Raw genomic sequence first — 24055 nt, forward strand, 5'->3', positions numbered from 1 at the left:
GCGGGGGCTTCAGCTGGCGGCAGGCTTGCGCCGCCGCTCGTGCTGCCACAGCACTTCGCCGTGGCCGCCGGCGCGGGCGAGCACCCGGCAGAGCACGAACAGCAGGTCGGAGAGACGGTTGAGATAACGCTGCGTCTGCGGGCGCACCTCGGGCTCCACGCGGCGCAGCGCGATCACCTCGCGTTCCGCACGGCGGCACACGGTACGCGCCAGGTGGCAGCAGGAGGCCGCCATGCCCCCGCCGGGCAGGATGAAATCCTTGAGCGGCGGCAGCGGTTCGTTGAAGGTGTCCAGTATGGCTTCGAGTCGCGCGATATCGGCATCCTCGATCATCGCCATGCCGGGGATGCACAGCTCGCCGCCGAGGTCGAACAGCTCGTGCTGGACCTGCGTCAGCGCCTCGCGCACGGCTTCGTCCACGCCCGTGCTGGCGAGCACCATGCCAACGGTGCTGTTGAGTTCGTCCACGGTGCCATAGGCGGCTACGCGCGGGGAATCCTTCTGCACGCGCGAACCGTCGCCGAGGCCAGTGGAACCGTCGTCACCGGTGCGTGTGTAGATTTTCGAAAGGCGATTGCCCACCGTCAGTGCGGCGCGTGGCCACTATGCCGTGGAGCGCGCGACAACTGCGTCGCCAGCACGTGCACCACCGCACCCAGCCCCGCATAGAGGGCGGTGCCTTCGAGGAAGGGCAGGTACCAGTCGCCGAGGTTGGCGAACCACGCGCCGAAGCTGCGCGGCGCCGGCACGCTGGCGCTGATCCAGTAGAAGCTGCCGTTGGAGACCAGGTAGCACGCGCCTTCCGCGACCAGCAGTGCCGCAACGGCAAGGCCCAGCGTGGTGAGGTCGAGGCCGTGCTGATGTTTCGCCAGCCAGCTGCCGCCCAGCCACAGCGCGCCATAGGACGGAATCAGGAACCAGTAAGCCGCCGACACGCAGTAGTGGCTCCAGAAATCGATGCCCAGGCCGGTGATGACGAAATAATCGACCAGCACCGCTTCCACCATCAGCAGCGGGAAGGCCCAGCGGCCCTGGCCGCGAAGCCAGAAGCCGGCGAGGAAGAACACGCCCCACGAGGCATCCCACAGCGCGTGATGCAGCAGCGAAGGATGGAAGCGGGTGACGCCCATCACCAGGGCCAGGGCCAGGAAGATGGCCAGGCGTCGGGTCGTTGTGGTTGCCATGATTACTCCGTGCGACGCAACTGAAATCAGGCGAATAGTTTAGCGTAAGAGCCTGTTCCATATCTCTACGTAGCCTGTGTTGCCTCGCCGTGGATGTCGGGTAGTGGCGCGTGGCGCAGTGTCTGCGTGGCTGGCAGGTCAAGCCGCCTGCTGTCGCCTGGCGGCCACGGCAACGCAGGCCGAAGGGGCCAGGTCTGTTTGCCCGCGTGCCTGCGTCATCCCTTGGTCGTGGACTGACGCCCACGCCTCGCTCCTCAAAAGCCGAGTCCATTCCCGGACTCTTCCCGCGTGCCTTCGTTCTTGTCCTGCATGCAAAGCGGCTCCCGGCGCAGGCCACGCGGAGATATGGAACAACTCCATGGCAGCCAGCCCGATGCGCCGGCGCGTATCATCACGTGCATGAATCCCCCTGCATCCCCTGCCGCCAGTGTGCTGATCGTCGGTGGCGGCCTGGTCGGCGCCAGCCTTGCCATCGCGTTGGACGCCGCCGGCGTCGCCGCCACCCTGGTCGAGGCTGCCGTACCGCGCATCGACGCCCAGCCCAGCTACGACGAGCGCAACCTTGCGCTGGCCCGTGCCACCGTCAACGGCCTGTCCGCCATCGGCGTGTGGCCATATGCGGCTGCGCGAGCCACCCCGGTCCGCCACATCCATGTCAGCCGCGCCGGCGAATTCGGCAGCGCGCGCATCGATGCGGCGAAACACGGCGTCGATGCCCTGGGCTGGACATTGCCGGCGCGCGAACTGGGCGCGGCACTGCTGCGACGGCTGGATGCCTGCAACCGGCTGACCCGGCTTGCGCCCGCCAAACTGGAATCGGTGGAAGCACAGGCCGATGGCTGGCGCGCCCGCATCCGCACCGCCGACGGCGAGCGCATGATCGACGCTGCGCTGCTGGTGGGCGCCGATGGCACCGAATCCTTTGTGCGTGCGCAGTTGGGTATCGAAGCCGATCGGCTCGATTACCGGCAAACCCTGTTCGTCGCTACGGTCACTCCCGAACGCACGCACGCGAACCGCGCCTACGAGCGCTTTTCCGATCAAGGGCCGGTGGCACTGCTGCCGTTGACGCAAGGGCATTGCGGGCTGGTGCTCACCGTGCCCGCGGAACAGGCCGATGAAGTGGCGGCGATGGACGACGACGATTTCGTCGCGCTGGCGCAGCTGCGTTTCGGCTGGCGGCTGGGTCGCCTCAGGCGGCCCGGCAAGCGCCATCCCTATGCCATCCATCGCGTGGCTGCGCGGCGGCTCACCGGCCCGCGCGCGGTGCTGGTGGGCAACGCGGCGCAGACCGTGCATCCCATCGGCGCACAAGGTTTCAACCTGGGCCTGCGCGATGCGCTTACCCTCGCCGAGCTGGTCGCTGCCGCGGACGATCCCGGCGCGCCGGACCTGCTGGAACGTTACGCTGTGCGCCGCGCGCCCGATCGCGAGGGCACGATGGCGATGAGCCACGGCCTGGTGCGCCTTGCCTGCCTCGAACAGCCGACGCTTGCGCCGCTGCGCTCGCTGGCACTCCTCGCCAATGACCGCTTTGCGCCGCTGCAGGACCGTCTGGCCCGGCATGGCATGGGCTTCCGCGGCGAACCGCCGCGTGCCGTACTGGAGCGCCTGCCATGAGCACCGTTGCCGAACGCCGCCGCCCGCCCGCGCTGGATGTCGCCGTGGTCGGCGGCGGCATGGTGGGCGCCGCCGCAGCGCTGGCGCTGGCGCGCGCGGGCTTCGCCACCGCCCTGCTGGAGGCGCGTGCGCCGCAACCGTGGAGCATGGCCGACGAGGTGGATCTGCGCGTAGTGGGGCTGGCGCCGTCGTCCGTAGCCTTGCTCGACAAGTTGGGTGTGTGGGCGGCGATCCGCGACGCGCGCTCCGGACCCTACGCGCGCATGCATGTGTGGGACGGCGAGAACGGCGCGGCCGTGAGCTTCGACGCCGCCGACGAAGGGCGCGACCTGCTCGGTCATATCGTTGAGAACAATCTTGTGCAGTGGACGCTGTGGCAGGCGCTGGAAGCCGCCGGCGTGCGTCGCCTGTGCCCGGCGGAAGTGCGTGGCTTCGAGGCGCGCGAAGATCGCGTGGCGCTGGAACTGGCCGATGGGGAAAGCCTGTCCGCGCGCCTGGTGGTGGCCGCCGATGGTGCCGCTTCGCCGTTGCGCGAAATGGCGGGCATCGCCACCCGCGGTCGCGACTATGCGCAGCGTGCGGTGGTGGCCCATGTCGCGACCGAGCGGGCGCACGAGCAGACGGCGTGGCAACGCTTCCTGCCCACCGGTCCCCTGGCTTTGCTGCCGTTGGCGGACGGGCGCAGTTCCGTCGTCTGGTCGTTGCCCGAGCACGAGGCGCTACGCGTGCTGGCACTGGGCGACGCGGCCTTCATGCAGGAATTGGGCGTCGCCAGCGATTTCCGTCTGGGGCGCATCGTATCAGTCACGAAACGCGCGGCTTTCCCGCTCAAGCTGCAATTGGCAGAAACCTATCAGGCCGAACGCCTGGTGCTGTTGGGCGATGCCGCGCACGCGGTGCATCCGCTGGCCGGACAGGGTGTGAACCTCGGACTGCGCGACGTGGCAGAGCTTTGCGACGTGCTGGGTGCCGCCCGCGAAGCCGGGCGTGATATTGCCTCGCCACACGTACTTCGCCGTTACGCGCGTCGGCGCCGCAGCGCCGATACGCTGGATGCGCGCGGTTTCGACGTGCTGGCGCGCATCTACGCCTGGCAGTCGCCACCGCTGGTCGCCGCGCGAGGTCTCGGGGTGCGTCTGCTCGACCGGCTGGTGCCGCTGAAGCGCCGCATCGCGCAGCACGCAGCCGGTCTTTGATGTTTTTTTGCGTTCGTCCGTGAACGCGGAATTCAAACGGGCGGCCATCCTTGGCCGCACTCTTCACGATGGAGGGCTTCGCCATGCGTTACGTCCGTTGTCTCGCCGTATTCCTGCTCGCCAGCCTCGCCTTCGCCGCCCAGGCGAAGATGGTGCAACGCCCGGTGGAATGGACGCAGGGCGGTACGCGTTTCCACAGCGTGCTGGTCTACGACGACGCCAGCAGCGCGAAGCGTCCCGGCCTGGTAATGGTGCCGAACTGGTTCGGCGTGAACGACGAGGCCATCAAGAAGGCGGAGATGATCGCGGGCAAGGACTACGTGATCCTGCTCACCGACATGTACGGCGCCAACGTGCGTCCGCAACTGGACAACGCCGATCAGGCGCAGGTCGCCGTCAAGCCCCTGTACGCGAACCGGGCGCTGATGCGCTCGCGCATCAACGAGGCGCTGGCCCAGCTCAGGGCGCAGGCGAAGGATGCACCCATCGATACCGCGAGGCTGGCTGCCATAGGTTTCTGTTTCGGTGGCGCAGCGGTGCTCGACCTGGCCCGCAGCGGCGCCGACGTGGCGGCCGTGGTGTCCTTCCACGGCGACCTCTCCACCGACGATGCCTCGATGGCGAAACACATCAAGGCACGGGTGCTGGCGATGAACGGCGCCGACGACACGTGGACGATGAAGGACGCCGACAAGTTCATGGACGAAATGCGCCAGAGCCCGGCCGACTGGCAGTTCGTGGCGCTGGGGCATGCGGTGCATTGCTTCACCGAGGAGGGCGAGAACTCTCCGGGATGCAAATACGACGCGAAAGCCGCGGCGCGTTCGTATCGCCTGATGCGGATATGGCTGGACGAGGCCTTCGCGGGACGGGATTGAGCACAAAGCAAACGGGGCGCCACAGGCGCCCCGTTTGCTTCCTATGGCCGCATTGCCTCAGTTCGGCGCGGACAAATCGTCCAGCAGCGCCTTGAGGAAGCGCGCGGCTTCGCCGCCGGTGGCGGCGCGATGGTCGAAGGTGAGGCTGATCGGCATGCGGCGATGCACCTCGATGCCACCCATCACGGCCACCACGTCGTGGCACAGCTTGCCAGCGCCGATGATGGCGACGGTCGGCGGCACCACCACCGGTGTGGCGTAGCGGCCGGCGAACATGCCGAAGTTCGACAGGCTGATGGTGTAGCCCGAGAGCTCCGACGCCGGGATGGAACGGTCTTCCACCGAGGTGCGCAGGCGCTTGATGGCGGCACGGATGCCGGCGCCGTCCAGCACGTCGGCATTGCGCAGCGCCGGCACGAACAGGCCGTCCTCGGTGTCCACGGCGATGCCGATGTCCACGTGCGGGTGCAGGGTGCGGGTGAGGTTCTTGCCGTCGAACCACGCGTTGAGCGCCGGCACGGCCTTGCAGGCGGCGACGATGGCGCGGATCAGGCGTGCGGTGATGTCCTGCTTGCCGATCCAGGCATGCAGGTCGGCGTCGTCGACCAGGGTGGTAGGCACCACGTTGGCGTGGGCTTCGGCCATCACGCGCGCCATGTTGCGGCGGACGCCCTTGAGCTGCTCCGGCTGGCCGCTGGCCTGCACGCTCGGTGGGGCGGTGCGCACGGCCTTGCCGGCCAGCGACACGGCAGTGCGGCTGGGCGCCGCGCCGGGCTCGGGCAGTTCCGGCGCAAGGTGGCGGCCAGCCGAGGCGGGCACGGCGCGCGCCGGGGCGGCGCCCAGCGCTGCGCTGCCGTTGGCGGCGGCATCCTTCACGTCCTTCATGGTGACCACGCCGTCGGCGCCGGTAGGGCGCACGCGGGCGAGATCGACCTTGAGCTTCTTTGCCAGCGCGCGCACCGCGGGCACGGCCTTCACGCCGCCGATGCTGGCGGCCTGCTCGACGTGCACGGTGTTGCCGCTGACCATCGCGCCGACCACGGTGCCTTCGTCTTCGCGGTCGGCAGTGGCGGCCTTGGCCGGCGCGGGAGCCGGGGCGGGCGTCTCGGCCTTCTTCGGGCCGTGGTGGTGGCCGGTGGATTCGGCTTCGGCGCGCTGCTTGGCGTTGGCATCCGGCTCGAAGTCGGCCAGCGCGGCGCCGGTCTCGATGATGTCGCCGGGGGCGCCGTGTAGCTTCTTCACCGTGCCGGTGTAGGGCGACGGAACGTCGACCACAGCCTTGGCGGTTTCCATCGAGCACAGCGGCGCGTCGAGCTTGATGTAGTCGCCTTCCTTCACGTGCCACTCGACGATGGTGGCGTCGGGCAGGCCTTCGCCGAGGTCGGGCAGGTGGAATGTCTTGATGTCGGCCATGAGTGAGCTTCCAAGGTTTGGTTTTTCTCCCTCTCCCCGCCGGGGAGAGGGCCTGGGTGAGGGGTTGGGCCTGCGGTAGCGTGCATTGAAGCCGTGCTTCGTTGCATTTTGTCGCAAGTCGTGGCCCCTCATCCGCCCCTTTCGGGGCACCTTCTCCCCGGCGGGAAGAAGGGAATCAGGATGCGGCGAGCGTGCGCTGCACGGCCTCGACCACGCGCTCCACGCTGGGCAGGTACTTCATTTCCAGGCGGAACAGCGGGATGTGGGTGTCGGGACCGGTGACGCGCTCGACCGGCGCGAGCAGGTCGTACAGGCACTCCTCGGCCACGCGCGCGGCGATCTCGGCGCCGAAACCGGCCGTCTTAGGAGCCTCGTGCACGATCACGCAGCGGCCGGTCTTCTGCACCGATTCGGCGATGGTGTCGAAGTCCAGCGGGGTGAGCGTGGCGACGTCGATGACTTCGGCGCTGATGCCCTGCTTGGCCAGTTCGTCGGCGGCCTCCAGCGTTTCCTTCACCTGCGCGCCCCAAGTCACCAGGGTCACGTCGGTGCCGTCGCGCAACACGAAGCACACGTCCAACGGCAGCGCCTCGCCGTCGTCGGGCACTTCTTCCTTGTACTGGCGGTAGATGCGCTTGGGTTCGAGGAAGATCACCGGATCGGGATCGCGGATCGCCGCCAGCAGCAGGCCGTAGGCGCGCGCGGGCGAAGAGGGCAGCACCACGCGCAGGCCGGGGATGTTGGTGAACAGGTGCTCGTTCGCCTCGGAATGGTGCTCCGGCGCGCGGATGCCGCCGCCCCACGGCGCACGCCACACGGCCGGCACGGTAAGGCGGCCGCGGGTGCGGTTGCGCATGCGCGCGGCGTGGCAGGCGATCTGCTCCATCATCGGGTAGATGAAGCCTTCAAACTGTGCCTCGGCCACCGGCTTCATGCCCTGCACGGCCAGGCCCACGGTGACGCCGGCGATGGTGGTCTCGTCCAGCGGCGTGTCGAGCACGCGCAGCTCGCCGAATTTTTCCTGCAGGCCCTGGGTGGCGCGGAACACGCCGCCGTTGACGCCCACGTCCTCGCCCAGCACCACGACGCTGTCGTCGTGCTTCATCTCGTAGGCGAGCGCCTGGGTGACGGCTTCGATAAGGGTGATCTGTGCCATGACTCAGTGGCCCTTGTTTTCGTGCGAGAGGACGAGATCGCGCTGCTTGGCGAGATCGGCGGGGACTTCGGCGAAGGTGTAGTCGAACATCGCCGTCACCGGCTGCGTCTTGGTCTCGAGGTAGGCATTCACCTCGTTGTCCATCCACTCGTCGCACTCGGCCTTCCAGGCCTCTTCCTTCTGGTCATCCCACACTTTCTTGGCCACCAGCCAGTTGCGCAGGCGCTTCATCGGCTCCTTCGCCCAGGCGTCTTTCACTTCCTGCTCGCCGCGGTAGCGGCGGGCATCGTCGGCGGTGGTGTGGTCGCCGAGGCGGTAGGTCACGGCTTCGATCACGCTGCCGCCTTCGCCGTTGCGCGCGCGCTCCAGCGCGTCTTCCATCGCCTTGCGCACGGCGATGATGTCGTTGCCGTCGACCTGGATGCAGTACAGGCCGGCGGCGATGCCCTTCTGCGCCAGCGTGGGCGCGCCGGACTGGATCTTGCGCGGCACCGAGATCGCCCACTGGTTGTTGACGATCACCGCCACCATCGGCAGGTTCTGCGCGCCCGCGATGTTGATGGCGCCGTAGAAGTCGCCCTTGGACGAGCCGCCGTCGCCGATGGTGCACACGGCCACGCGCTTCTCGCCGCGGATCTTGAATGCCAGCGCGGAACCGGCGGCGTGCAGGCACTGCGTTGCGATCGGCACGCTCCACGCGAAGTCGTGGCGCGCGGGCTCGTTCTGGTAGTCGTTGCCGCGCTCGTCGCCGCCCCAGTACATGTACACCTCGCGCGGCTGCACGCCGCGGTACAGCTGCGCGCCGTACTCGCGGTAGCTCACGGCGAGAACGTCTTCCGGCTTCATCGCGCTGCCGATGCCGACGTGCGCGGCTTCGTGGCCCAGGCAGCTCGCGTAAGTGCCGAGCTTGCCGGTGCGCTGCAGCGCCACCGACTTCGCGTCGAACACGCGGGTGGACAGCATCAGCTTGTACAGCTCGACCATGTGGTCGAGGTTCTTGGCGAACTCAGGCAGGTCATCCCGAACCTGCTTGCCCTCGGCGTCGAGGTATTGCAGGTATTCGATTTCGAACTTGGCGGCGATGGACACGACGCGCTCCCGTTGGTGACGAATGGGGTGGGGGCGGTGGCCCATCCAGTGGGGCCAGACACGCGAAACTCCCTTGCCGGCGACCGCCGTGGCGATCAAAACGGCCGGGAAAAGCCGCATATTGATAGCAGGCGGGCATGTTGCGTCGCAAGGCACGCCGCAGCATGCGGACGGGTACGGGGTTCGCAAGAAACGGCGGCGACGCCAGCGGTTACCATGGTCGTTTCCGACCATCGCGATCGACCATGACGGACAACCAGCGCGAGCTCGAAACGGGCATCGAACGCGACCTCTCAGGACGCATGACCTATGCGGGCTACCTGCGGCTGGATACCCTGCTGTCCGCGCAGCGGCCGGTATCCGATCCGCCGTACCACGACGAGATGCTGTTCATCGTGCAGCACCATGTGTCGGAGCTGTGGCTGAAACTGCTGATCCACGAGCTGCGCGCGGCGATGGAATTCATGCGCGGCGAGCGCATCGGCCCCGCGCTCAAGGTGCTGGCGCGGGTGAAGCAGATCCAGCGCCAGCTGTTCGAGCAATGGGCGGTGCTGGAGACGATGACGCCGCACGAATACCTCGCGTTCCGCGATGTGCTGGGGCCGTCGTCCGGTTTCCAGTCGGCGCAGTACCGCACGGTGGAGTTCCTGCTCGGCAACAAGAACGCCGACATGCTCGAGGTGTTCGCGCACGACGCGGCGATCCAGCAGGGCCTGCGCGACACGCTGCATGCGCCCAGCCTCTACGACGAGGCCTTGCATTGGCTGGCGCGGCACGGCCATGCGGTCCCGCGCGATATCCTGGAGCGCGATGTCAGCCAGCCCTGGCAGCGCCACGACGGCTTGCTGCCGGTATTCCGGCGCATCTACGAGGCACCGGAAAGTTTCTGGAGCGAGTTCCATCTGTGCGAGACGCTGGTGGACATCGAGGAAAGCTTCCAGCTCTGGCGCTTCCGCCACATGAAGGCGGTGGAGCGCATCATCGGCCACCGCCGCGGCACGGGCGGCTCTTCCGGCGTAGGCTTCCTCAAGAAGGCGCTGGACCTCACCTTCTTCCCGGAGTTGCTGGGAGTGCGCACAGTGCTGGGCATCTGAGCCGTGCCAATGGTCGCCGCTGCCTGAGGGTTGACGGCCAAAGCGTGACGCGCCCGGTCCATGGCGGCGCGGATCACTACGCGCGGACAATAGCCATCCCCACGGGCTGATGTTTCGATGCGCAACGAAGCACTGGCCGCGTCGCCTGTCGGACACTGGCAGGCATGGACAGCCTAGTCATCAATCCCAGCGTTCTCTATTTCGGCACGCCAGTGGCGCTGATCACCACCATGCAACCGGATGGTTTGGCCAACATTTCGCCGATGTCATCGGCCTGGGCCCTGGATGACCGCGTGGTACTGGGTCTGGGCGGGTGTGGTCAGTGCGTGGCCAACCTGCGGCGCCTGGGCGAGTGTGTGATCAACTTGCCGGACGCGAAGCTTTGGCAGCGGGTCGAAGCCATCGCCAGCACCACCGGCAGTCATCCCGTACCCGAGCACAAACGTGCAATGGGCTACCGTTTCGAGCCCGACAAGTTCGCCTGTGCCGGGCTGACTGCCACGCCTTCCCAGACGGTGGCGCCGCCGCGGATCGCCGAATGCCCGCTGCAGCTGGAAGCGCGTGTGGTGGCGATGCATGTTTGCGGCGACGATCCGATCGACCCCACGTTGATCGTCGAGACTCGCGTCGAGCGGGTGCATGCGCATGCCGGCATCGTGGTGCCAGGTACACAGCACGTCGATGTCATGGCATGGTCGCCGCTGCTGTACGTGTTTCGCCATTATTTCGGCGAGGCGCGACGCCTGGGGCAGACTTTTCGTGCCGGTTCGCCGGAGCCGGCGGGCACGGGGCTGCCTTGATGCCGGTTGACGGCGACAGTTCCGGCAAGTACACGTGTGGCGCTTCCAGGTTTCCGACGAACCATCATCACGAGCAGGCCCCATGACGACGACCGACACAACCGCAGCGCAAGCTGTTCCGCAGTTTCCGCAGCTGCTCGGCCATCCGCGTCCGCTGTGGATGCTGTTCATGACCGAGTTCTGGGAGCGCTTCGCGTTCTACAGCGTGAGCTGGGCGGTGGCACTGTACGTGGTCGCGCAGTTCTACCACGGCGACTCGGCGGGCCAGGGCTGGGCCGGCACGATTTTCGGCACCTACACGGCACTCATCTTCGGTACGGGCATCTTCGGCGGCTACGTGGCCGACAAGTTGATCGGCTACCAGCGCGCCATCCTGATCGGTGCGCTGGTGATGGCGGCTGGGCTGTTCACGCTGATGGTGCCGAGCAAGGCGGTGTTCCTGCTCGGCCTGTCGCTGGTCATCGTGGGCGACGGACTGTTCAAACCCAACATTTCCTCGATGGTGGGTCAGTTATATGGCCGCGATGATCCACGCCGCGATCGCGGCTTCACCCTGTTCTACATGGGCATCAATGCCGGCGCCTTCGTCGCTCCGCTGCTCACCGGCTGGATGGCCGGCTATTTCACCGACACGCCAACGCAGCAGAACTACCGCGTGGTATTCCTCGCCGCGGGCGTGGGCATGTTGCTGAGTCTGGTGTGGTTCTGGTTCGGCCGCCGCCAGCTTGCCGACGTGGGCCGGCCGCTGCCCGGCATGGAAGGTCGTGGCCGCTCGCTGCTGGTGCTGCTGGGATCGCTGGTGGCCGCGCCGCTGGTATACCTGCTGCTGTCCCGCGTGGGCACCATCGGCCTGCAGTGGATCATCGGTCTGCTGGCAGTGGGCGTCTCGGCGATGCTGATCAGCGAAGCCATGCGCCACGACCGCATTCAGCTGGACCGCGTGTGGGCCATGCTCATCATCTTCGGCTTCAACGTGCTGTTCTGGATGTTCTATTACCAGCTCGGCAGCTCGTTCAACTTCCTCGCCGAGAACCTGGTCGACCGCAAGATGTTCGGCTGGATGTTCCCGACGAGCTGGTTCCAGTCGGTCAGTCCGCTCACCATCATCGTGCTGGCGCCGGTGGTCAGTCTTGTCTGGGCCTGGTTGCAGCGACGGCGCGCGGAGCCGTCGATTCCGCGCAAGTTCGGCTTCGGCCTGATCTTCAACGGGCTGGGCTTTCTGGTGCTGATGTACGCGCTCAAGAGCCTGATCGACCCACGCGGCATGATTCCGTTCTGGCCGCTGGCGGCCTGCTACGCGCTGCAGACCGTGGGCGAGCTGTGCCTGTCGCCGATTGGCCTGTCGATGGTGACCAAGCTGGCGCCGCCGCGGCTGGTGGGTCTGGCGATGGGTGGCTGGTTCCTTTCCACCGCGGCTGGCGGCAACCTTTCCGGCCTGCTCGCCAGCTACATCGCCGGCCAGAACGGCATGACGGCAGCTTCGGCGCTGTCGGGGTTCACGTTCGGATTCTGGCTGCTGCTGATTTCAGGTGCGGTGTTGCTGCTGATCGCGCCGCTGCTGAACCGGCTCATGCACGGGGTGAAATAGCGGGCCAAGCATGGCTCCGGTCGGGCGGCGTATCCGCCCGGCGTGGTCTCGACCAGGTTGCGCCTGTGCCGAGGCGGGTCCCGGCGCGGCGCAAGCCCCGCCGGGACACAGATAAAGGCGCCCGTCAGCTTTTCACCACGTCCTGCGGCATCAGTTTGTCCAAGATCTGCTGCAGCCACGCTTGCTCCTCTGGCGCCAGCCGTGCCAGTAATTCCCTTTCCCGCTGCCGCGCCATCGGCGCCACCTCGTCGTGGATGCGCCATCCGGTGGCCGTGAGCCCCAGCACCGAACGGCGCTTGTCGTTGGCGTGGATATGCCGGCGCACGCGGCCGGCGGCGACCAGCCGAGCCAGCGCACGGCTCACCGCCACCTTGTCCATCGCGGTGCGTTCGGCCACTTCGCGCGCGGAGAGGCCGTCGAAACGCGCCAGTACCGCCATCACCCGCCATTCGGTGACGCTGAGGTCGTGGCGCGCCTGGTAGTCGTCGGCGATCGCCTGGCTCACCGTGTTGGAGACGATGGATAGCTGGTAGGGCAGGAAGCGTTCCAGCTCCAGTGGAGCATGGTCGGGATGGCGTTTGGCAGGCACTGGTGCGGTGTTCCTTGCAAATGGTTTCAGTTGAAACCATGATGGGTGCGCTCATCCATGATCGCGAAAGTCAAATGGGCGGCCATCCATGGCCGCACTCTTCATGAAAAACGCGCGCTGGACGTGGCGCGCGGATGGCGTGGGGTGCGTAGCCTTACATTGCTGCAGTTTTCACGAAAAGTACGCTTCGCGTTAGCGCCCCAAGTGCCAAAAGCATTCGGCGACGCAGCTTGTTCCCCCTATCGTAGCCCGTCGGAGAAATCGCATGACAGCCCAGCCCAACCTCGGCATGCAGGTCACCACTTTCGAGAACCCGATGGGGATCAACGGTTTCGAGTTCGTCGAGTTTGCCGCGCCGGAAGGCCGTGCGCACGAATTGCACGACCTCTTCCGCAGGATGGGTTTCACCGCGGTGCTTAAGCACAAGTCGCGGCCGATCACGGTATACCGCCAGAACGACGTGAACGTGCTGGTCAACGAGGCGCCGGATTCCTTCGCCGCCGATTTTGCCGCCAAGCACGGCCCCTGCGCCTGTGGCTTCGCCATCCGCTTCAGAAAGCCTGCGAACGAAGTGTTCGACGCCGTGCTCGCCAACGGCGGCGAGGCGGTGGGCGACAAGGCCGACAGCAAGGCCGTGGATGCACCGGTGGTGAAGGGTATCGGCGACTGCATGCTGTACCTGGTGGATCGCTACGGCGACAAGGGCAGCATCTACGACGGCGATTATGAGCCGGTGGCTGGCGTGACGCAGAACCCCGCGGGTTTCGGCCTCACCTTCATCGACCACCTCACGCACAACCTGTATTTCGGCAACATGCAGAAGTGGTCGGACTACTACGAGAAGCTGTTCAACTTCCGCGAGATCCGCTACTTCGACATCAAGGGCGCCAAGACCGGCCTAGTGTCCAAGGCGATGACCGCGCCGGATGGCATCGTGCGCATCCCGCTCAATGAGTCGAGCGACCCGAAGTCGCAGATCAACGAATACCTCGATGCGTATCATGGCGAGGGCATCCAGCACATCGCGATGTTCACCGACAACATCTACGACACGGTGGAGGCGATGCGTGCGCAGGGCGTGGAATTCCTCGATACGCCGGATACCTATTTCGACGTGGTGGATCTTCGTATCCCGAACAACGGCGAGGACGTGCCGCGCCTGCGCAGGAACAAGATCCTGATCGATGCCGACCAGGAGACCAAGCAGCGCCTGCTGCTGCAGATCTTCACGCAGAACAACATCGGCCCGATCTTCTTCGAGATCATCCAGCGCAAGGGCAACGAGGGCTTCGGCGAAGGTAACTTCCAGGCGCTGTTCGAGAGCATCGAGCGCGACCAGATGAAGCGCGGCGTGCTGTAAGCCAGGACATCCCTGGCTCTCGTAGCTTCGCTCGGCGCGAACGGTGGGGATGCCGTCGCGCGTCAAACCTGACGGAAAGACGACGCATGAACTACCAATCCGGCTTCGCCAACGAATTCGCCAGTGAGGCGATTCCGGGGGTGCTTCCCGCGGGCCAGAATTCGCCGCAGCGCGTGGCGCACGGTCTGTACGCGGAGCAGCTTTCCGGCACTGCGTTCACCGCACCGCGCCATGAGAACCGCCGCAGCTGGCTGTACCGCATCCGCCCGGCGGCGATGCACAAACCGTTCGTGCAGATGGCGCACACCACGTTCCACAACCGCTTCGACGAGACGCCCGCCACGCCGAACCAGTTGCGCTGGGACCCGTGGCAGCTGCCCGAGGCGCCCACCGATTTCCTCGATGGCCTGGTCACCATCGCCGGCAATGGCAGTGCGGCGGAGCAGGCTGGCGTGGGCATCCACGTCTATGCGGCGAACCGCTCGATGGAAGGGCGCTACTTCTACGACGCAGATGGCGAACTGCTGATCGTGCCGCAGCAGGGGCGCCTGCGCATCGCCACCGAGCTGGGCGTGCTGGAAGTTGCTCCGCTGGAAATCGCCCTGATCCCGCGCGGCGTGCGCTTCCGCGTGGAACTGCTGGATGCCGCAGCGCGCGGCTACGTGGCGGAGAACTTCGGCGCGCTGCTTCGCCTGCCTGATGCCGGCCCGATCGGCGCGAATTCGATGGCGCTGCCGCGCGACTTCCTCGCGCCGCATGCGGCGTACGAAGATATCGAGGGCAGCTTCAAGCTCGTCGCCAAGTTCCAGGGCGCACTGTGGCAGGCGGACATCGACCACTCGCCGCTGGACGTGGTCGCCTGGCACGGCAACTACGCGCCGTGCAAATACGATCTCACGCGCTACAACACCGTGGGTTCGATCAGCGTGGATCATCCTGACCCGTCGATCTTCACCGTGCTGACCTCGCCGTCGGATACGCACGGCACGGCGAACATGGATTTCGTGATCTTCCCGCCGCGTTGGCTGGTGGCCGAACACACCTTCCGTCCGCCGTATTTCCACCGCAACGTGGCCAGCGAGTTCATGGGCCTGATCGAAGGCGCCTACGACGCCAAGGTCGGCGGCTTCGCGCCGGGTGGCATGAGCCTGCACAACTGCATGAGCGGCCACGGCCCTGACGCGGCCAGCTTTGAGAAGGCCAGCGCGGCGGACACAGGCAAGCCCGACCATCTTGCGAACACCATGGCCTTCATGTTCGAGACGCGCAAGGTGATCCGGCCCACTGCGCAGGCGCTGGCGGCGCCGCAGTTGCAGCAGAATTACTACGAGTGCTGGCAGGGCATCCGCAAGCACTTCGATTCGTCGCGCGCATAAACGATCTGGAGCACACGCAATGAAGCTTGGCAGTTTGAAAGAAGGCGGCCGCGACGGCACCCTGGTGGTGGTGAGCCGCGATCTCGCGCGCGCGGTGAAGGCCACGGGCGTCGCACCTACGCTGCAGGCTGCGCTGGACGACTGGTCGAACGCCGCTCCGCGGCTCAACGCGCTGTCCGATGCGTTGAACGCCGATACCGCCGAAGGCGCCTTCGCGCTGGACATGGCACAGCTTGCCGCGCCGCTGCCGCGTGCCTACGAATTCGTGGACGGCAGCGCCTATCTGCCGCACGTGGAGCGCGTGCGCAAGGCGCGTGGCGCCGAAGTGCCGGCTTCGTTCTATACCGACCCGCTGATGTACCAGGCCACCAGCGCCGGCTTCCTCGGTCCGCGCGATCCGGTGGTGGTGCCCAGCGAGGACTACGGCATCGACCTCGAAGCCGAGGTGGTCGTGGTCACCGACGACGTGCCGATGGCGGCCGCGCCGGCTGAGGCTGCCGAACACATCCAACTGGTTGGCCTGATCAACGACGTCTCGCTGCGTGGGCTGATCCCCGGCGAGCTGGCCAAGGGTTTCGGCTTCCTGCAGAGCAAGCCGCGCTCGGCGCTGTCGCCGGTGTTCGTCACGCCGGACGAACTGGGCGCGAACTGGCAGAGCGAGAAGCTGCACCTGCCGATGCGCACCTGGTTGAACGGCGCCTGGTTCGGCGAGGCCGAATGCGGCGTGGACATGCAGTTCAGCTTCGCCGAACTGGTGGCGCACGCGGCCAAGACGCGGCCGCTCACCGCCGGCACCATCGTCGGTTCCGGCACGATCGCCAACCAGGACACCTCGAAGGGCGCCTCCTGCCTCGCCGAGCAGCGCACGGTGGAGACATTGCGCGATGGCAAGCCGAGCACGCCGTTCATGAAGTTCGGCGACACGCTGCGCATCGAGGTCACCGACCCGCAAGGCGCTTCGATCTTCGGCGCGATCGAGCAGCGCATCGCGCCGCTGGCGCGCTGACCACGACACGACGAATGCGCAGCCGGCGCACACTGGGCATCTCGTCCCATCGCGAGGTGTCCCATGCATCACAGCCGGCTGTGTGCCCTGGTACTGGACTGCAGGGTCGATGATCTCGGTGATGCCGCGAGATTCTGGAGCGCGACGCTGGGCAAGCCCATCGCCGCGCTGGACCAGGATGGCGACGGCCGTTATGCCGAACTGTGCACGACGGACGACGAGCCGCTGATCCTGCTGCAGAAAGTCGAGCACGAGAGCCGCGTGCACCTGGATATCGAAACCGACGATCTCGAAGCCGAGGCGATGCGCCTGGAGTAATTGAGTGCGAAGCGCATCGCTTTCGTGCGGCGGCGCTGGTGGGTGATGGAAGCGCCCAGCGGCCAGCGCTTCTGTATCGTGCAGAAACAGCGCGCTGCGTTCGGTCAGCACCTCAACCGCTGGGACTGAGTAGCGTTAGGGAAACTCTGACTTTGCCCGTCATCCCAGCGAAGGCGGGGATCCAGTGCCTGTAGGCCATGGAACGCAAAGGCGCTGGACGACTCGCTACGCTCGCCCCTTCGGGACCAGCCTTCGGCCGTTCAACGCTTGCATGGCTTGCTTTTGTCCTGCTTTCGCAGGAATGACGAACATGGGATCTGCTGATCAGGGCATCTTTAGTAGTCGCGGATGTCCAGCATCATGAAGCAACGCACGCTGTAAGGTTCCGCTGCTTGCGGCCACGCCACGGCAGCGAGGGCGCGGTCGCCTGCCGGCCACGACTCATTGTCGAGCCGCGTCTCGACGGTCGTTTTGCCGTTCGCCTCCCGGCGCAGGAACATCCGCACCCAATGCATCCGCGGCGCCAGCACTTCGCTGCGGAGCGCAGCGGTCAACGGCGCCAGCGCATCCGCCGGCAGCGTCACCGCCGTGCCCTGGACGACAAGCGGGCCGATGAACGCATCCCAGCCGTGCACGCCGATGTCCCACGAATCCAACTGCAACTTGCGTGCGTCGGTGACATACCAGCAAGCGGCCAGCAGCACATGCAGGCTGCCTTGCTCGAAGCGCTCCAGCGCGTCGCGGCAAGCCGTGTCGCCAGTGCCGATGCCGGCGTAGCTTTCCTCGATCTGCTGGTCCTCGCTGAGCACGATGTCGAGATCCAGCCGTCCCGGCGCATCGGCGATGGCGTCATGCCAGCTGGCGCGGACCGCGGGGAAGTCGCCATCGGTAAGCAGCCAGTCCTCGTCGGGTTCGAGCTCTACCTCGTGACGCTCGAACAAGCGCAGCAGGTGGCGTTGCAGTGTGGCGATGTCCATGACGGCGATTCCGTATGTGCCTGCGCTTCAGCGCAGGCGTTGCCAGAGCAGGTGACGTAGCGGCAGCGCCAGTGCGAGCACGGCGGCGAAGGCGCCGTAGCCGCACAATGCGGGCAGTACCTGCTGCCAGATTGCGCCGCTGGCGCGGCGGCCGGCCTCATCGAGCCCGGGCAGCTGCACCGCGTCGTGACCGAGCAGGCCGGCGTAGGCCGCTGCGGAGAACGCCAACAGCAGTGCCAGTGCGTCGAACAGTCGCCGCGCCGGCGTGCGCGGAAGCGACTTCGGGTAGCTCGCGTAAGCCCAGCCGAGAATCAGCAGCCAGGGCGCAAGCAGCAACAGGGCGAGGTAGCGCATCGTTGGCTGTCGGCTCAGTCTTGCGCGGCCAACTGTTCCAGCGCCTCGCGCAGGCGTGAGAGCAGCTCGTCGCCGGCCTGCGGGGTCCGGGCGACGGCCTCGCCGTCCAGTTCCAGCACCAGCGCTTCGCCGTCTTCGCGCAACACGGCGGCATGGCCCAACTGGCGGATGCGCTGTTGCAACGCGCCGCCGGCCTTGGGGTCGGCGAACGGCATGGAGAGCAGCAGCTCCTCGCCGTCGGCGGCGAACAGGCGGAAGCGGAAGCCGGTGGCGCCGTCGCGGAAACTGGCGAAGCGCGGCGCCTTGCCGCCCTTGGCGGCAGCCGTCTTGTTCGATTTGGCGGCAGGCGTACTGCCCATCGCGCGCAGGCCGATAGAGTCGCGGATCGCGGCCAGCTTCGGCGAGGCGATGGCACGCGCCTTGGCTGCGCCGTCGCGCAGGATGGCCTCGATCTCGTCGGGCTTGGCGATCAGGGCCTCGTAGCGCTCGCGCATCGGCGCCACGTCGGTCTCGATGCGCTCGAACAGGCGCTGCTTGGCTTCGCCCCAACCGATGCCGTCCAGCAGCGACTGGCGGAACGCCGCGCTTTCCGCCTCGTCGGCGAAGGCGCGGAAGATCGTGTACAGCGACGAGCTGTCCGGGTCCTTCGCCTCGCCTGGCGCGCGCGAGTCGGTGACGATGCGCATGATCGCCTCGCGCAGCGCCTTCGCGCCGCCGGCGAACAGGGGCACGGTATTGTCGTAGCTCTTCGACATCTTGCGGCCGTCCAGGCCGGGCAGGGTGGCCACCTGCTCCTCGATCACGACCTCGGGCAGCACGAAGAAGTCGCGGCCGTAGATGTGGTTGAAGCGCTGCCCGATGTCGCGCGCCATCTCGATGTGCTGGATCTGGTCTCGGCCCACCGGCACCTTGTGCGCGTCGAACGCGAGGATGTCGGCGGCCATCAGCACCGGGTACATGTACAGGCCCGCGGTGACGCCCGCGTCGGGGTCTTCGCCGATCTCGCCGTTGCGGTCCACCGCGGCCTTGTAGGCGTGTGCGCGGTTGAGCAGGCCCTTGGCGGTGACGCAGGTGAGGAACCAGGTCAGCTCGGGAATTTCGGGGATGTCCGACTGGCGGTAGAAGGTTACGCGCGCGGGATCGAGTCCGGCGGCCAGCCAGGTCGCCGCGATCTCCAGCCGCGAGCGCTCGATGCGCGCGGCGTCGTCACTCTTGATCAGCGCGTGGTAGTCGGCGAGAAAGAAGAACGCATCCACGTCCGCGTGGCGGCTGGCCTTGACCGCGGGGCGGATCGCGCCCACGTAGTTGCCGAGATGCGGGGTGCCGGTGGTGGTGATTCCGGTGAGGACTCGGGTCTGCATGATGCGCACGGTTGCGGAAATGGAGCAGTTTACGCGGTCGGCGGAGGAACGTGCTGGATGGAGGCCGTTCCTGGTGTTTGCGTCGAATCGTTCCGGGACCTCAAGGAGATGCCCGCATGTTTGGTTATGCGGTACAGGCAGGTGTTGCAATCGCTTGAAAGGTACCCTTGATGGATTCGTCACCCATGGCGACACTCCCACGGCATTTACGTCTAAATCAGTAGATCTCTTAGCCTGTTGTTATCGGTCGTCATTGCGTCTCCAATACCAAGTGTCTTGCCACCAAGCCAACTGCCGTTCCTAAGCTGTGGCCGATATATGTGCAGGCAATTCGATGAAATCGTCGTCGAGGTCCGGTCACGCTTGCAGTGATGATGTCGTGCACCCATTGTCGCCGTTTCTTATGGTGATGCGGTTGTCTTGGGTTGCCGTGATGATTGTAGGTTTGGTCCGGTGTACGTGCTGCAGTCGAGTTTGCCCTCATCAGATCGATTACACCGGATCTTTCCCAACGTCTCGATGACGAATGCGGTGACTTGCAGAACCAAGTTTTCGGAATTTCATGTCGCCGCTTTTATCCTTGCGGCTCTTCCTGCATCGTTTTCCGCTTGCCTTTGGGCATCAATGCACGGTCAGTGAATACGGCGTAGCCCACGAAGCCTCGTAACTGCCCGGTGTTTCCTCAAGTTTCGTTGCGTTGACGGTCATGGGTTGATAGGTCGCCTTGGAAATGAAGTTGGCGACTTCGGGTATCTTGGCGGCTGTCTCAGGCGAGATCTGCAACTCGCTGGTGCTGCCCGGGATACGGAACAGCTTCACCGAATCGATGTTGCAGTCGACGAGGCTGTCGCCTGCCTGATGGCAGGCATTGCTGTCAAACTGAATGCTATCCGGCGTCGCCGCAAATCCGTCGCTGACTATGATGGCACCCGGCTTTACATCGAAATGGGCAAACGGCTTTGCGAATTTTATGGAAGTCGCAAGGCCTCCGGCATAGCCTTTATCCACCATTGTGCGCCAACCACCCGGATCGCTCACGTGAGTCTCGTCGTGATAGTTTTCCTGCCAATGGGCGCAACCGCTTACTCCGCCACCCGTTTGCACCATGTCGCAGGTCGAGCCATCGTAGACTTGCACATTCTGGTACTGCGCGTTGAACCATTGCTGGTGCGAGCTGAATTCGACGTCGCGGGTGATGGCTAGTATGCCCATGCCGAGTCTTGGTGTCGTCGTCCAGTGCTTGGAGCTCAATGCCGGCAGTGAGGTGTGTGCCAGGTCGTAGGTCAGGCCGACCAGGTCGTAGCTGCCCGGATCGGCTATGTATATGCCGTATCTGGTCTTGTTGGCGCTCGCGCTCTGGACATAGCCGAACAAGCCTTCGCGAATCAGGGATATCTGGTCGCCCACTCTGATGATGTCGTCGGTATCACCCGTTGCGCGCCATATCAGTACGGTCGTCTGGTCGAAGTGATAGGACTGGTGAATGGCGCCACCGGGGATGAGGTCGTTCGCGGTCGCCTGAGCGTATTTGTGATCCACGTTGGTCATCGGCAGGAACAAAATCGCCTTGCCCGCATGCACGGCGCGTTGATAGAGCGATGTCCTGGCCTTGCGCATCAACTCGATTTCCTTATCCAACTGCGTTTGCGCGTCTTTTTGCGGATTCTTGAATGGGTTGCGGAAGCGTGAAGGCTTTTTCTCTTCCGGAGGGGGGGCGCCATTGGCGACGATGGCGACCAACGTGCAGGCAAGGCGGCGCATGCGATCCTGATTGATGCTTTGCTGCTCCTTGTTCATGCGGACCGAGAAGGAAACGGCATCGAGCGCGGCATCAAGGTCGAGGCGGATGGTGAATCCGCGCAGATCGGGCCCATTGATGGAGTAGCCGCCATCGAACACGATGGCGGCGTTGTCCAGTGCAACCGTCAGCGTGGCTTTCTTGCCGTGAACTGCGCTGGTCGAAAGATGCATGGCTTTCACTTGTGAAGTGAAGGCTTTCAGGTTTTCGATGGCAGATGAAATGTCCATCGCCGAGCCCAGCGACCAGGTGGAGAAGGTTTGACCTTCGACCGATGTGCCGCTGGGAAGGAAATTGGCCGTGCAGATATCGGTGCTTTCTTGCGGGGTCGGAACAAAGCTCGGGATTTGCGTCGTCGTATTTGCGATCGCGGCAGGGGTGGCGCCCACCCGAAGCCTGTCGAGCGCTTGGCACATGCTGTTGCGGAAAGCCTCGGGCGTGGCACTCATGCCGACCGGGAGGGTTGCAGATATCGATACGTTGCCGGCGGTGTCGGCCTGCAAATGCAAGTCAAAGCCGCGGGCATTGATGGACGCTCGTTGGCTTACGATGAGATCGCCGCCCTGCTTACCATAGGATTCTTGTCCGATGGCAAAACCCTGGCTTTGAGCGATGGGCTTGTATTGCGCTAGCGCCTCGCGAGGCGAAAGTCCGGCAATCGTTCGTGAAGTGGCGAAGGTCAGGCCGCTGGCAGCATCGCCGCCATGGGTGAAATTGGCCTCGCAGGTATGGTCTTGGGCGGATACACACGTCGCGAACAGCAACAGGAAGCATGCCCCTATCCAATTGACCAAACGATGCGACAGGGGCGAAGAACGGGTGAATGACATGCGAATGCCTCCTTGCGGTCGAAATGTCCATGTTTCGCCGTCTACCGGATCTGCGCATCCTGACGTCAAGCGCCGCTCGATACCGGTCGAACTGCTGTTCCCTCGACCAGAATGGCATAGGCATATGCAGCAATTCAACGAGCCAATCTGGAGCTATTGCGACACGGTTACGGGCTGACCTCAATGGTCGGAGGTGGCACGCGTCAATGACTCCGCCTGGTTTCGCTTGCTCAGCGCAGCAGGGTGGACTTACCGAACAGGGATTCGACCAGGTCCACAGCGAGTTTCGCGGTCTGGTTGCGCTTGTCGAATGCGGGATTGAGTTCCACGATGTCGAGCGAGGAAAGCCTGCCGCTGTCGGCGATCATTTCCATGCACAGCTGTGCTTCACGATAGTTCGGGCCGCCACGCACGGTGGTGCCCACGCCGGGCGCGATGATGGGATCGAGGAAATCCACGTCGAAGCTCACGTGCAGGTGGGTGCCGCCGTCCATGTCGGCGAGCGCCTGCTCCATCGTGCTGCGCATGCCCATCTCGTCGATGCTGCGCATGTCGTGCACGACGATCTGCGCCTCGCGCACCAGCCGCTTCTCGCCCTCGTCCACCGAGCGGATGCCGATCTGGCGGAACACGTCGGGCGTGGTCGCCGGCACGTGGTCGCCGATCCGCACCAGTTCCGCCGGGCCGTTGCCGCACAGGCAGGCCACTGGCATGCCGTGGATGTTGCCCGAGGGCGTGATGGTGGCGGTGTTGAAGTCGGCGTGCGCATCCAGCCACAGCACGCGCAGTTTCTTGCCCTGCTCGCGGCAGTGGCGCGCCACCGCGCTGATCGTGCCGATCGCGAGGCAATGGTCGCCGCCCAGCATGACCGGCAGGTGGCCATGCGCCAGTTCATCGTAGATCGCCGTATGCGTCGCCTGGTTCCACGCCACTACTTCGGCGAGATGGCGGTAGCCATTGACTGGCGGCAGCCAAGGGTTATGCGGGCCGTGCAGGTTGCCGCGGTCGACTACGTCCAGCCCGCGCGCGCGCAGCTTCTCCGCGATCTGCGCCACGCGCAGCGCCTCCGGTCCCATCGAGGCTCCGCGATGGCCTGCGCCGATGTCGGTGGGTACGCCCACCAGGGCGATGGTCTGCTTGCTCATGTTGCGTGTCCACGTCGATGACTTGCAGCCATCAAGTGTAACGGGTCGGCTGCAACGAGGCCGTTTCGGAGGGAGTCTGCCGGCAGCAGGAATCGAACCCGCGACCTACTGATTACAAATCAGTTGCTCTACCAACTGAGCTATGCCGGCGCAGCGGCAGATTCTAGCAGGGGATGTTCAAAAGCAGGATGTGCTGTGCGAATCCACGCCGTCGGCGTGGACTCGGCTCTGCCAGTCGAACCTGTTGCTGGCGGCCACGAGGTCGAGCCAGTATTGCGGCGCGGTTTCGCTGCGCTCGGTGATGCGCGCGGGAAAGCCGGCGGCTACCACTTCGGTGCGCCGCTTGCGTGCGTTGTCCTGATCCTTGAACAGGCCAAGCGAGATCGTGTTCGGCTGATCGCCTCCACCGACCACGAAGTAGTCGCCGATGCCGTGCGCAGCGAGTTGCTTGGTCAATGCCAAGGCCTGCGCGCGGCTGGTGGGCGCGGGCAGGTAGACCCACCAGCTGCGCGATTGCGCGACCTGCTCCTGGCGCGAGCGCATGCGCTTGGTGATGGACGTGAGCGCGGTGCGGGCCTGCAGCAGGTCGTGCGGCGTGGCGAACGGGCCAAGGGTGAGGCAGCGGAGCTCGGTGGTGCCCGACTCGGACGCACTCCCGCTGGCGGTGTCCGGTGCCACGGGAGTGGGAGCAGGCGGCATCGGCGCTGAAGTGTCCGCGACAGGATTTGTCGTGGCCACCTGCGCGGGCAGTTCGGAAAGCAGGTGCAGTTCCGGTACGCCCGGGTCGGTGGCCGGCGGCACGTGCGCATACGGTTGGCCGAGGAACAGCCACGCCCCGGCCACGATGTTGAGCATGATCAGCAGCACGAACAGCAATCGCAGGAACATCGATCCCCCGTCATTCACGCCAGCGGCGTTTGCTT

General features: G+C 65.6%; 21 protein-coding genes, 1 tRNA gene and 1 pseudogene. 10 read left to right on the forward strand and 13 right to left on the reverse strand.

Features of this window, described 5'->3' with window-relative positions:
- Positions 1–9 precede the first annotated feature (9 nt).
- Positions 10–582 carry a cob(I)yrinic acid a,c-diamide adenosyltransferase gene (locus IHE49_RS13880; RefSeq protein ID WP_192158875.1) on the reverse strand — a complete coding sequence of 191 codons (573 nt, stop codon included), beginning with the start codon at positions 580–582 and terminating at the stop codon, positions 10–12.
- A 2-nt stretch (positions 583–584) separates the two neighbouring features.
- The gene (locus IHE49_RS13885) at positions 585–1184 is read right to left on the reverse strand and encodes a hypothetical protein (protein ID WP_192158877.1); all 600 of its coding nucleotides are present in this window, start codon (positions 1182–1184) and stop codon (positions 585–587) included.
- 399 nt (positions 1185–1583) lie between these two features.
- Here IHE49_RS13885 and ubiH point away from each other — a divergent pair, with 399 nt between their 5' ends.
- From ubiH to IHE49_RS13900, 3 genes are all read left to right on the forward strand, one after another.
- Positions 1584–2804 (forward strand): 2-octaprenyl-6-methoxyphenyl hydroxylase, encoded by a 1221-nt coding sequence (ubiH, locus tag IHE49_RS13890; protein ID WP_192158879.1) that lies wholly within the window; start codon positions 1584–1586, stop codon positions 2802–2804.
- Positions 2801–4000, forward strand: coding sequence for a UbiH/UbiF/VisC/COQ6 family ubiquinone biosynthesis hydroxylase (locus tag IHE49_RS13895; RefSeq protein WP_192158881.1), 1200 nt, complete (start codon positions 2801–2803; stop codon positions 3998–4000). The genes ubiH and IHE49_RS13895 overlap by 4 nt, the downstream gene beginning before the upstream one ends.
- 83 nt (positions 4001–4083) lie before the next feature.
- Positions 4084–4878: a dienelactone hydrolase family protein gene (locus tag IHE49_RS13900; RefSeq protein ID WP_192158883.1), complete on the forward strand. Its 795-nt coding sequence runs from the start codon at positions 4084–4086 to the stop codon at positions 4876–4878.
- A 57-nt stretch (positions 4879–4935) separates the two neighbouring features.
- On the opposite strand, the gene IHE49_RS13905 is transcribed toward IHE49_RS13900, so the two are convergent.
- From IHE49_RS13905 to pdhA, 3 genes are all read right to left on the reverse strand, one after another.
- Positions 4936–6291 (reverse strand): dihydrolipoamide acetyltransferase family protein, encoded by a 1356-nt coding sequence (locus IHE49_RS13905; RefSeq protein WP_192158885.1) that lies wholly within the window; start codon positions 6289–6291, stop codon positions 4936–4938.
- Positions 6292–6466: 175 nt separating this feature from the next.
- Positions 6467–7447 carry an alpha-ketoacid dehydrogenase subunit beta gene (locus IHE49_RS13910; protein ID WP_192158887.1) on the reverse strand — a complete coding sequence of 327 codons (981 nt, stop codon included), beginning with the start codon at positions 7445–7447 and terminating at the stop codon, positions 6467–6469.
- A 3-nt stretch (positions 7448–7450) separates the two neighbouring features.
- Positions 7451–8536, reverse strand: coding sequence for a pyruvate dehydrogenase (acetyl-transferring) E1 component subunit alpha (gene pdhA / locus IHE49_RS13915; RefSeq protein ID WP_192158889.1), 1086 nt, complete (start codon positions 8534–8536; stop codon positions 7451–7453).
- A gap of 245 nt (positions 8537–8781) precedes the next feature.
- On the opposite strand from pdhA, the gene IHE49_RS13920 reads away from it, so the two are divergent.
- The 3 genes from IHE49_RS13920 to IHE49_RS13930 all read left to right on the forward strand — a co-directional run bounded on the left by IHE49_RS13920 (position 8782) and on the right by IHE49_RS13930 (position 12018).
- The gene (locus IHE49_RS13920; RefSeq protein ID WP_192158891.1) at positions 8782–9630 is read left to right on the forward strand and encodes a tryptophan 2,3-dioxygenase family protein; all 849 of its coding nucleotides are present in this window, start codon (positions 8782–8784) and stop codon (positions 9628–9630) included.
- Positions 9631–9794: 164 nt separating this feature from the next.
- Complete coding sequence (locus tag IHE49_RS13925; protein ID WP_192158893.1) at positions 9795–10430, forward strand: flavin reductase family protein; 636 nt, start codon at positions 9795–9797, stop codon at positions 10428–10430.
- 82 nt (positions 10431–10512) lie between these two features.
- On the forward strand, positions 10513–12018 hold the full coding sequence (locus IHE49_RS13930; RefSeq protein ID WP_192158895.1) for a peptide MFS transporter: 1506 nt from the start codon (positions 10513–10515) through the stop codon (positions 12016–12018).
- A 124-nt stretch (positions 12019–12142) separates the two neighbouring features.
- Here IHE49_RS13930 and IHE49_RS13935 read toward each other — a convergent pair whose 3' ends face one another.
- The gene (locus IHE49_RS13935) at positions 12143–12607 is read right to left on the reverse strand and encodes a MarR family winged helix-turn-helix transcriptional regulator (RefSeq protein ID WP_192158897.1); all 465 of its coding nucleotides are present in this window, start codon (positions 12605–12607) and stop codon (positions 12143–12145) included.
- 265 nt (positions 12608–12872) lie between these two features.
- Between IHE49_RS13935 and hppD the strand changes: the two genes are divergently transcribed.
- From hppD to IHE49_RS13955, 4 genes and pseudogenes are all read left to right on the forward strand, one after another.
- Entirely contained in the window at positions 12873–13967 is a 1095-nt protein-coding gene (gene hppD, locus IHE49_RS13940; protein ID WP_225578443.1) for a 4-hydroxyphenylpyruvate dioxygenase, read from the forward strand.
- A gap of 86 nt (positions 13968–14053) precedes the next feature.
- Positions 14054–15343 (forward strand): homogentisate 1,2-dioxygenase, encoded by a 1290-nt coding sequence (gene hmgA, locus IHE49_RS13945; protein WP_192158898.1) that lies wholly within the window; start codon positions 14054–14056, stop codon positions 15341–15343.
- A gap of 19 nt (positions 15344–15362) precedes the next feature.
- A complete protein-coding gene (locus IHE49_RS13950) occupies positions 15363–16349 on the forward strand; it encodes a fumarylacetoacetate hydrolase family protein (RefSeq protein ID WP_192158906.1) in 987 nt (328 codons plus the stop codon).
- Positions 16350–16412: 63 nt separating this feature from the next.
- Positions 16413–16796, forward strand: a pseudogene (locus IHE49_RS13955) (VOC family protein).
- Between the two features lie 206 nt (positions 16797–17002).
- Here IHE49_RS13955 and IHE49_RS13960 read toward each other — a convergent pair.
- The 7 genes from IHE49_RS13960 to IHE49_RS13990 form a co-directional block, all read right to left on the reverse strand.
- Positions 17003–17644, reverse strand: a complete 642-nt coding sequence (locus IHE49_RS13960) for a DUF6348 family protein (RefSeq protein ID WP_192158908.1) — start codon at positions 17642–17644, stop codon at positions 17003–17005.
- Positions 17645–17671: 27 nt separating this feature from the next.
- Entirely contained in the window at positions 17672–17998 is a 327-nt protein-coding gene (locus tag IHE49_RS13965) for a hypothetical protein (RefSeq protein ID WP_192158910.1), read from the reverse strand.
- A gap of 14 nt (positions 17999–18012) precedes the next feature.
- Positions 18013–19359, reverse strand: coding sequence for a tryptophan--tRNA ligase (locus tag IHE49_RS13970; RefSeq protein ID WP_192158912.1), 1347 nt, complete (start codon positions 19357–19359; stop codon positions 18013–18015).
- A gap of 621 nt (positions 19360–19980) precedes the next feature.
- Positions 19981–21987 carry a hypothetical protein gene (locus IHE49_RS13975; RefSeq protein WP_192158913.1) on the reverse strand — a complete coding sequence of 669 codons (2007 nt, stop codon included), beginning with the start codon at positions 21985–21987 and terminating at the stop codon, positions 19981–19983.
- 230 nt (positions 21988–22217) lie between these two features.
- Entirely contained in the window at positions 22218–23132 is a 915-nt protein-coding gene (rocF, locus tag IHE49_RS13980; RefSeq protein ID WP_192158915.1) for an arginase, read from the reverse strand.
- 77 nt (positions 23133–23209) lie between these two features.
- A tRNA-Thr gene (locus IHE49_RS13985) sits at positions 23210–23282 on the reverse strand.
- Positions 23283–23309: 27 nt separating this feature from the next.
- Positions 23310–24020: an SPOR domain-containing protein gene (locus tag IHE49_RS13990; protein ID WP_192158917.1), complete on the reverse strand. Its 711-nt coding sequence runs from the start codon at positions 24018–24020 to the stop codon at positions 23310–23312.
- Between the last annotated feature and the right edge of the window lie 35 nt (positions 24021–24055).

The sequence above is a fragment of the Rhodanobacter sp. 7MK24 genome (genome assembly GCF_014842995.1).
Classification (GTDB): domain Bacteria; phylum Pseudomonadota; class Gammaproteobacteria; order Xanthomonadales; family Rhodanobacteraceae; genus Rhodanobacter_A.

Bases quoted from the DNA above. Each gene is read 5' to 3' on its own strand.
- IHE49_RS13930 (WP_192158895.1), top strand. From the start codon at position 10,513: ATGACGACGACCGACACAACCGCAGCGCAAGCTGTTCCGCAGTTTCCG.
- IHE49_RS13950 (WP_192158906.1), top strand. From the start codon at position 15,363: ATGAAGCTTGGCAGTTTGAAAGAAGGCGGCCGCGACGGCACCCTGGTG.
- IHE49_RS13970 (WP_192158912.1), bottom strand. From the start codon at position 19,359: ATGCAGACCCGAGTCCTCACCGGAATCACCACCACCGGCACCCCGCAT.
- hppD (WP_225578443.1), top strand. From the start codon at position 12,873: ATGACAGCCCAGCCCAACCTCGGCATGCAGGTCACCACTTTCGAGAAC.
- IHE49_RS13895 (WP_192158881.1), top strand. From the start codon at position 2,801: ATGAGCACCGTTGCCGAACGCCGCCGCCCGCCCGCGCTGGATGTCGCC.
- IHE49_RS13920 (WP_192158891.1), top strand. From the start codon at position 8,782: ATGACGGACAACCAGCGCGAGCTCGAAACGGGCATCGAACGCGACCTC.
- IHE49_RS13965 (WP_192158910.1), bottom strand. From the start codon at position 17,998: ATGCGCTACCTCGCCCTGTTGCTGCTTGCGCCCTGGCTGCTGATTCTC.
- IHE49_RS13910 (WP_192158887.1), bottom strand. From the start codon at position 7,447: ATGGCACAGATCACCCTTATCGAAGCCGTCACCCAGGCGCTCGCCTAC.
- IHE49_RS13990 (WP_192158917.1), bottom strand. From the start codon at position 24,020: ATGTTCCTGCGATTGCTGTTCGTGCTGCTGATCATGCTCAACATCGTG.
- IHE49_RS13900 (WP_192158883.1), top strand. From the start codon at position 4,084: ATGCGTTACGTCCGTTGTCTCGCCGTATTCCTGCTCGCCAGCCTCGCC.
- IHE49_RS13975 (WP_192158913.1), bottom strand. From the start codon at position 21,987: ATGTCATTCACCCGTTCTTCGCCCCTGTCGCATCGTTTGGTCAATTGG.
- IHE49_RS13925 (WP_192158893.1), top strand. From the start codon at position 9,795: ATGGACAGCCTAGTCATCAATCCCAGCGTTCTCTATTTCGGCACGCCA.
- hmgA (WP_192158898.1), top strand. From the start codon at position 14,054: ATGAACTACCAATCCGGCTTCGCCAACGAATTCGCCAGTGAGGCGATT.
- rocF (WP_192158915.1), bottom strand. From the start codon at position 23,132: ATGAGCAAGCAGACCATCGCCCTGGTGGGCGTACCCACCGACATCGGC.
- IHE49_RS13960 (WP_192158908.1), bottom strand. From the start codon at position 17,644: ATGGACATCGCCACACTGCAACGCCACCTGCTGCGCTTGTTCGAGCGT.
- IHE49_RS13905 (WP_192158885.1), bottom strand. From the start codon at position 6,291: ATGGCCGACATCAAGACATTCCACCTGCCCGACCTCGGCGAAGGCCTG.
- ubiH (WP_192158879.1), top strand. From the start codon at position 1,584: ATGAATCCCCCTGCATCCCCTGCCGCCAGTGTGCTGATCGTCGGTGGC.
- IHE49_RS13885 (WP_192158877.1), bottom strand. From the start codon at position 1,184: ATGGCAACCACAACGACCCGACGCCTGGCCATCTTCCTGGCCCTGGCC.